This is a genomic window from Microbacterium sp. H6 (assembly GCF_003314775.1).
Lineage (GTDB): Bacteria > Actinomycetota > Actinomycetes > Actinomycetales > Microbacteriaceae > Microbacterium > Microbacterium oxydans.
The window spans coordinates 1-6,737 of the sequence record NZ_QOAY01000151.1 but is presented as its reverse complement, the minus strand read 5'-3'; the positions used below and the strand labels follow the sequence as shown (position 1 = coordinate 6,737).

Below are 6,737 nucleotides of genomic sequence, written 5' to 3'. Positions count from 1 at the left end.
TGGGGTGGGGATCAGGTCAGCAGCTGGTGCCGGGCGAGATCGCGGTACAGCGGTGTCGACTCCACGAGCTCGGCGTGCGTGCCCTGGCCGACCACGACGCCGTCCTGCAGGACCACGATCAGGTCGCTGTCGACGACCGTCGACAGGCGGTGGGCGATGACCACGAGCGTGCGGTCGGTGGAGACCGCATCGATGGCCTCGCGCATGCGCTGCTCGTTCACACCGTCGAGCGACGACGTCGATTCGTCGAGCAGCAGGATCGGGGCGTCGGTCAGCAGCGCGCGGGCGATCGCGAGTCGCTGACGCTCACCGCCGGAGAGCATCACGCCGTCCTCGCCGACGGGCGCCTCGATCCCGAGGGGGCTGCGCTCGAGCACGTCGCCGAGATTCACGGCGCGCAGCACGCGCTCGCAGTCGGCATCGGTCGCCTCGGGAGAGGCGAGCCGCAGGTTCTCGGCGAGAGTGCCGGCCAGCGTCGGCGCGTCCTGCTCGACGTAGCCGAAGTGGGCGCGCAGCTCGTCGCGCGGATACGTGCGCGCGTCGTGGCCGTGCAGGCGGATCGAGCCGCCCGTCGGGTCGTAGAAGCGCTCGATGAGCGACAGGATCGTGCTCTTGCCGGCGCCGCTGGGGCCGACGAGTGCGACGCGGGAGCCGTGGGGCACGGCGAAGGACACGCCACGGAGCACCTCGTGGTCCTGCACGGTGGCCGTCGCTTCCTCTGCGGACTCCAGGTGTGCATCCGCGAGCAGGGTCCGGGCCTCCTTGGCTGCGGCCGCACGGGCAGCGACGACGTTCGCGGGGTAGTGGAAGCGCACGTCGCGGAACTCGATGGCCGGTGCGTCGGGGGTCGGCGTCTCGCGAGGCAGCGACGCGGCGATTTTCTCGTCGTCCTGCGACTCGGTCGGCAGATCGAGCACTTCCTGGATGCGACCGAGCGCACCGAGGGCCTGGTTCACCGAGGTGATGGCGCCGAACGTGGTGGCCAAGGGCATCACGAGCAGGAACAGGAACATGATGAACGAGATCAAGGAGGCGATCGTGATCGCTCCGGCCGCCACACGGAAGCCGCCGACGCCGAGGACCACCAGCAGCGAGAGCTGCAGGGCGATGCCGGAGACGGGCACGACCATGGAGGAGATCTTGGCGATGCGCACGCCGATCCCGTAGGCGTCTGATGCGAGGGCGGTGACGGCCGTGGTCTCGCGTTCGGTCGCCCCGGAGGCGCGGATGGTGCGGATCGAGCCGACGGCACGCTCCACGCCGGAGGCGAGCTCACCCACCTTCTCCTGCTGGGCGGTCGATGCGGTGCGGATACGTCCGCTCAGCAGCACGACGACCGCGACCGAGATGCCGATCACCACGACGATGAGCAGCAGCAGGATCGGGTCGATCACGAGCATCGCGATCAGTGCTCCGGCGAAGAGCACTGCGCTGCCGACGGCATCGGCGAGGCCCTGGGTGAGCACGGCGTAGAGCAGCGTCGTGTCCGTGCCGACGCGTGAGACGAGGTCACCGGTGCGGCGGGCGTCGAACTCGGAGGTCGGCAGGTGCAGGATGCGGGCGATCAGCTTGCGACGGCTCGAATACACCACGGCGGTGCCGGTGCGCTGGAGCAGGTAGTGCTGGAAGCCGGAGATGATCGACGACACGATCACGAAGCCGACCAGGAGCCAGACGAGGATCCCGATCCCCGTATCGGACTGCACGGCTTCGATGACCTGACCCACGAGGAGCGGCTGCACGAGCGACGTCGCTGCGCCGATGACGCTGAGCACGGCGACCACGATGAGGGTGCGCTTGTGCTCGAAGAGGAAGGGGAGGAGCTGGCGGAACGTCGCGCGGGGGCCTTCGGGCTGTGCGCCACGTCCGCGACGGCGTGCTGTCGCCGAACCGGACATGCGGGACCTCTATCTGGAGATGGTACTTCGACCGTACTTCGTTCGCGGTCGGATCCTATGGAGTGGCTGTAAGAGCTTCAGGAGCGGCCGAAACGGCGGTGGGCCGCCTGTTTGCTCACACCGAGAGCGCTGGCGATGGCCTGCCACGAGTAGCCGAGGTTGCGTGCGCGACGCACGTTCGCCTCCTCGGCGCGGGCGACCTCCTTCCGCACCTCGGCGAGGCGGTGCAGGGCGGCCAGCGGCTCGCTCCCGTCGTCCTGGGCGATTGCCGTCGGCAGTGTCATGATGAACCTCCTGCGTCAATATTTGTTGACGCGGGCCGGGAAGTCAATACATGTTGACGTGACAGTCTGGGGCGATGACTTCGAAGAAGTGGGTCCTGTTCGACATCGGTGGAGTTCTCGAGGTCGTCGACGACGACGCATGGCAGCAGGAGTGGTGGGATCGCTGGCAGGTGGCGAGCGGTCTCGACCGCGGTGTCTTCGATGCGCGCATCGCGGCCGCCCATCTTCCCGCGATCGACGTCACCACGGGGACGGAGTCGGATTTCTGGGACGCGGTGAGCACAGCGCTCGACCTCGATGCCGCGCAACGCAGCGCCATGCGCGCCGACTTCTGGGACGCGTACTGCGGCACCGCCAACGGGGAACTGATCGAGTACGCGCGAACCCTCTCGTCGCGCGCGGGAACCGCGATCCTCTCCAACTCGGCCGATGGCGCGCGAGAGGAGGAGGAACGCCGCTTCGGGTTCTCCGAGATCTTCGATCCGATCTGCTACAGCCACGAGCAGGGCGTCAACAAGCCGGAACGTGAGGCCTACCTGCGTGCGCTCCAGCGCATGGGGGCGAAGCCGGGAGACGTGCTGTTCATCGACGACCACCAGGTGTCGGTCCACGGAGCCGAAGCGGTCGGGATCCGCGCCGTGCGGCATGTCGACAACGCGACGACGATCGCCGCGATCGAGGGATTCCTCGCCGGCTGAAGTTATCCACAGATTGCTCTTTACCGCATGTGCTGAACATGCGACGCTGGAAAAATGGGTCGGATGCTGCAGGTGAGAAACCTTCCGGACGACGTTCACGCACGGCTCAAGGAGCGAGCCGCCGCAGAGCGCATGTCCCTCTCCGACTATGTCGCCGCTCAGCTCACGAGCCTCGTGCAGTACAGGACGAACGCGGAGATCGTCGCGGCGGCCCGAGCAAGGGCTGCCGCGTGCGGCAGTGCCCTCACCCGAGACCAGGTCCTCGAGGCGCGGGACGCGGCGCGCGCCGACCGGGATGCTGAGCACGATCGGTGAGCGCCGGACCGGTGCTCGACGCCTCGGCTGCGATCGAGGCGGTGATCGGTACTGAGGAGTGGCTGGGCGGCGATATTTTCCATGCGCATGCCGGTCTCGACATCGAGGTGCTCTCCGTCCTGCGGCGGCAGGCAATCCACCATCGTCTCCCAGCGCACATCGCGCGCGAGGCGCTGGATGCCTTCAGCGAGTTGGAGATCACCCGCCATCCTCTGCGTCGTCTGATCCCGAGGGTCTGGATGCTGCGCGACGAGATCTCCGCCTACGACGCCGGGTACGTCGCACTGGCGGAGGCGCTCGGCGTGCCTCTGCTGACGCTCGACCGTCGACTCGCGAAATCGGCCGCACGCTACTGCGACGTCATCGTCCTCTGATCCCCGCCCTCGGGTGGACTAGAGCTCGACGGCTGCGGCCACGCCGAGGTCGTCGTCGTAGTCGTGGTCCTTCGTCTCCGGCGAGAGGATCAGCGCGATGAAGGTCAGCACACCCATCGCCGACAGGTACAGACCGACCAGCCATGGCGCCCCGCCGGCCACCTCCCACAGCTTCAGAGCGATGAGCGGGGCCACCGCCGCGCCGAGGATGGAGGAGACGTTGTAGGCGATGGCCGACCCCGTGTACCGGACGTTCGTCGGGAACAGCTCGGGCAACAGGGCTCCCATGGGCCCGAACGTGGCGCCCATCAGCATGAAGCCGAACACCAGGAACGCCTGCGTGAGCGCACCCGTGAACTTGGGGTCGATCGCCGGGAGCAGGAACGCGTTGAAGGTGAGACCGAACACGATGATGGTTCCCGTGACCCACAGCAGCAGCTTGCGCCGGCCAACCGCATCGGCGATGGGACCCGAGAGCAGGGTGAAGACGCCGAAGAACACCACGCCGATGATCTGCATCAGCACGAAGTCGGTGTAGCCGAAGCCGAGTCCCGGATAGAACTGCGCTGCGAACTTGGTGGGATCGAACGAGGCGCCGGTCGCCTCGGCCGCCGCCTTCGCCGCAGCCGAAGCCGTCTCCAGCGACGCGGGCTTGGTGCCGTAGGCGAGGGTGAAGTTCGTCATCAGGTAGAACAGCACGTACGTCGCCAGCATGATGAACGTGCCGAGGATGAGCTGCTTCCAGTGGTGGCGGAACACGGTCGCGAGCGGGAGCTTGCGGATCACGCCCTTCGTCTCGGCCTTCTTGAAGGTGTCGGACTCGACGAGCTTGAGCCGCACCCACAGGCCGATGATGACCATCACGGCGGAGAACAGGAACGGGATGCGCCAGCCCCAGGCGAGGAACGCCTCGGACTTCAGTGCCGGGTTGTCGGCGTGCGGCAGCAGCCAGTTGATCGCGAGGAAGAGGAAGTTCGCGATGATGAACCCGAGCGGGGCTCCCAACTGCGGGAAGGTGCCGTACCAGGCGCGCTTGCCCTTCGGGGCGTTCTCGGTCGCGACCAGGGCCGCCCCAGACCACTCGCCGCCGAGCGCGAAGCCCTGCGCGAGGCGGAGGATCAGCAGCAGCAGTGCCGCCCACCAGCCGATGTCCTGGTAGGTCGGCAGCAGACCGATCACGAAGGTCGCGATGCCCATCGTCAGCAGAGATGCCACGAGAGTGGCCTTGCGTCCGAACTTGTCGCCGAAGTGGCCGAACACCACAGCGCCGATCGGTCGGGCGACCATCGCGGCGCCGAAGACGGCGAACGAGGAGAGGAGCGATGTCGTGTCGTCGCCGGTGGGGAAGAACAGCACCGGGAACACGAGCACGGCCGCCGTCGCATACGCGTAGAAATCGTAGAACTCGATCGTGGTGCCGACCAGGCTCGCGGTGATGACGCGCGAGCGGGGATTCGCCGGCGCAGTGGCAGTGCTCATGTGTGTTCCTCCGATCGAGTCCCCGGTATACCAAGGGACTCGGGCGAGTTTACGCCTTCCTGAGTGTTTGCTGTACGCGCATGTCGCGTGTCATCCCGGAGAGCGCGTGCGGTGCGTAGAGTCGGGGAGGCGGAACGCGGGGAGGACACCATGGCGACGAGGATGCTGCTGCTCGCTGACACGCATGTCCCGAAGAGGGCGAAGCGGCTGCCGGAAGCCGTCCTGCGGGCGGTCGACGAGGCGGACATCGTCGTGCATGCGGGCGACTGGGTGGACGAGGCGACGCTGGACCTGCTCGCGTCCAAGGCACGCATGCTGCAGGGCGTGTTCGGCAACAACGATGGCGATGAGCTGCGCGCGCGGCTCCCCGAGATCGCCCGCTTCGCCGTCGAAGCCGTCGCCGTCGCCGTCGTGCACGAGACGGGGCCGTCGCGGCAGCGCGAGAGTCGCATGGACGAGGCCTTTCCCGACGTCGACCTGCTGGTCTTCGGGCACTCCCACATTCCGTGGGACACCGTGTCGCCGGCGGGCATGCGGCTGCTGAATCCCGGGTCGCCGACCGACCGTCGACGACAGCCCGCCCGCACGATGATGTGGGCCGAGATCGACGGTGCCGCGGTGAAGGTCACGCTGGTGACGCTGCCGTGAGCGATGTTCCCGTGTACCGCGCGCCGATGCGTTCGCGTGACGACCGGGTTCCCGCAGGAGCCGCGGTCGAACGTGCTCTCGTCCTCGGCGTGTGCGGGCTGGGTGGACGCCTCGATGCCGCCCCCGAGGGGCTGACGGACGCGCTCGTCGCGGTCGACCTCCGCCACGGCGAACGCCCGATGCTGCTCAGCTCTGGCCGCCGCTGACCACCGTGCAGCAGCACCCCGAGCGCGTGGGCGCACTCGCGGTGGACGCTCTGCTCGCGGAACTCGAGGGTGCCGGGTCGGCCGGTCTCGACCGACCGCAGACGCCGCTGGTGGGAACGGAGCTCATCGTGAGAGGGAGCACAGCGCCTCCCCGGAAGCGTTGAGCGCTCCGGGCGTCATGTCGACGTGTGCGGTCAGCGCCAGATGACGGCGAGTCCCGCGTTCAGGAGTGCCAGGATGCCGATCAGCCAGAACACGGCCGGCGGCACGGCGTCTCCGCGCTTCTGTCGCGCCGAACCGATGCCGAGGAGCGCGCCGATGATGACCAGCACGACCAGCTTGACGCCGATCTTCACGTAGTTGAGGTCGTAGTCGATGCCCCACGGCGCGGCGAGGGCGAGACCTGCGACACCGGCGATCGCGAGACCGTAGTCCATGATCTTCGTGATCTGGCGCTTACCGCCGAAAGCCTGAGCGGCCCAGGCGCCGAACAGCACGGCGAAGCCGATCAGGTGGATGAACACGACGATATGACGCAGGGTCTCCATGCCCTCACCGTACGAGCGTGGAGCCCTCCTGCGCTAGCAAGGGCAGGCTGACCTCAGCCGCGGAGCTCCCTCGTGACGAGAGCGGTGCGCAGGGCGGCATCGGCCGCCTCGGCGCCCTTGTCCTCCTTGGAGCCCGCCAGCCCCGCGCGGTCCAGTCCCTGCTGCTCGTCGTCGAGAGTCAGCACGCCGAAGCCGACGGGCTTGCCGGCATCCAGTGCGACCCGAGTGAGGCCGTCGGTGGTCGCCGCCGAGACGTACTCGAAGTGCGGGGTTCCGCCGCGGATGAT

At 68.0% G+C, this 6,737-nt stretch carries 11 protein-coding genes; 6 read left to right on the top strand and 5 right to left on the bottom strand.

Going from position 1 to position 6,737, the window contains the following annotated elements; all coding sequences use genetic code 11:
• Positions 1–11: 11 nt before the first annotated feature.
• Both DSP71_RS09695 and DSP71_RS09690 read right to left on the bottom strand, forming a co-directional pair.
• Positions 12–1,898: an ABC transporter ATP-binding protein gene (locus tag DSP71_RS09695; RefSeq protein ID WP_113680981.1), complete on the bottom strand. Its 1,887-nt coding sequence runs from the start codon at positions 1,896–1,898 to the stop codon at positions 12–14.
• 77 nt (positions 1,899–1,975) lie between these two features.
• Positions 1,976–2,182 (bottom strand): hypothetical protein, encoded by a 207-nt coding sequence (locus tag DSP71_RS09690; protein WP_045262938.1) that lies wholly within the window; start codon positions 2,180–2,182, stop codon positions 1,976–1,978.
• Positions 2,183–2,256: 74 nt separating this feature from the next.
• Here DSP71_RS09690 and DSP71_RS09685 point away from each other — a divergent pair, with 74 nt between their 5' ends.
• From DSP71_RS09685 to DSP71_RS09675, 3 genes are all read left to right on the top strand, one after another.
• Positions 2,257–2,880, top strand: coding sequence for an HAD-IA family hydrolase (locus DSP71_RS09685; RefSeq protein ID WP_113680980.1), 624 nt, complete (start codon positions 2,257–2,259; stop codon positions 2,878–2,880).
• A 63-nt stretch (positions 2,881–2,943) separates the two neighbouring features.
• Complete coding sequence (locus DSP71_RS09680) at positions 2,944–3,195, top strand: FitA-like ribbon-helix-helix domain-containing protein (protein WP_113680987.1); 252 nt, start codon at positions 2,944–2,946, stop codon at positions 3,193–3,195.
• A complete protein-coding gene (locus tag DSP71_RS09675) occupies positions 3,192–3,569 on the top strand; it encodes a type II toxin-antitoxin system VapC family toxin (RefSeq protein WP_218867314.1) in 378 nt (125 codons plus the stop codon). The genes DSP71_RS09680 and DSP71_RS09675 overlap by 4 nt, the downstream gene beginning before the upstream one ends.
• 18 nt (positions 3,570–3,587) lie before the next feature.
• Here DSP71_RS09675 and DSP71_RS09670 read toward each other — a convergent pair whose 3' ends face one another.
• A complete protein-coding gene (locus tag DSP71_RS09670; RefSeq protein ID WP_046749673.1) occupies positions 3,588–5,048 on the bottom strand; it encodes an MFS transporter in 1,461 nt (486 codons plus the stop codon).
• Between the two features lie 150 nt (positions 5,049–5,198).
• Here DSP71_RS09670 and DSP71_RS09665 point away from each other — a divergent pair, with 150 nt between their 5' ends.
• Genes DSP71_RS09665 through DSP71_RS09655 form a run of 3 tightly spaced genes read left to right on the top strand, consistent with a single transcriptional unit; the run spans position 5,199 to position 6,066 of the window.
• Positions 5,199–5,696, top strand: coding sequence for a metallophosphoesterase (locus tag DSP71_RS09665; RefSeq protein WP_113680979.1), 498 nt, complete (start codon positions 5,199–5,201; stop codon positions 5,694–5,696).
• Positions 5,693–5,902 (top strand): hypothetical protein, encoded by a 210-nt coding sequence (locus tag DSP71_RS09660; RefSeq protein ID WP_211368729.1) that lies wholly within the window; start codon positions 5,693–5,695, stop codon positions 5,900–5,902. The genes DSP71_RS09665 and DSP71_RS09660 overlap by 4 nt, the downstream gene beginning before the upstream one ends.
• Positions 5,903–5,907: 5 nt before the next feature.
• On the top strand, positions 5,908–6,066 hold the full coding sequence (locus DSP71_RS09655; RefSeq protein ID WP_230977834.1) for a hypothetical protein: 159 nt from the start codon (positions 5,908–5,910) through the stop codon (positions 6,064–6,066).
• Positions 6,067–6,096: 30 nt separating this feature from the next.
• On the opposite strand, the gene DSP71_RS09650 is transcribed toward DSP71_RS09655, so the two are convergent.
• Positions 6,097–6,450, bottom strand: a complete 354-nt coding sequence (locus DSP71_RS09650; RefSeq protein WP_046749662.1) for a hypothetical protein — start codon at positions 6,448–6,450, stop codon at positions 6,097–6,099.
• A gap of 53 nt (positions 6,451–6,503) precedes the next feature.
• Positions 6,504–6,737 (bottom strand): 6,7-dimethyl-8-ribityllumazine synthase (locus DSP71_RS09645; RefSeq protein WP_181800712.1); only part of this gene is annotated, 234 nt, incomplete at its 5' end.

Excerpts from the sequence above, each read along its gene's own strand:
- DSP71_RS09670 (WP_046749673.1), bottom strand. The coding sequence starts at position 5,048 with ATGAGCACTGCCACTGCGCCGGCGAATCCCCGCTCGCGCGTCATCACC.
- DSP71_RS09685 (WP_113680980.1), top strand. The coding sequence starts at position 2,257 with ATGACTTCGAAGAAGTGGGTCCTGTTCGACATCGGTGGAGTTCTCGAG.
- DSP71_RS09695 (WP_113680981.1), bottom strand. The coding sequence starts at position 1,898 with ATGTCCGGTTCGGCGACAGCACGCCGTCGCGGACGTGGCGCACAGCCC.
- DSP71_RS09665 (WP_113680979.1), top strand. The coding sequence starts at position 5,199 with ATGGCGACGAGGATGCTGCTGCTCGCTGACACGCATGTCCCGAAGAGG.
- DSP71_RS09680 (WP_113680987.1), top strand. The coding sequence starts at position 2,944 with ATGCTGCAGGTGAGAAACCTTCCGGACGACGTTCACGCACGGCTCAAG.
- DSP71_RS09650 (WP_046749662.1), bottom strand. The coding sequence starts at position 6,450 with ATGGAGACCCTGCGTCATATCGTCGTGTTCATCCACCTGATCGGCTTC.
- DSP71_RS09690 (WP_045262938.1), bottom strand. The coding sequence starts at position 2,182 with ATGACACTGCCGACGGCAATCGCCCAGGACGACGGGAGCGAGCCGCTG.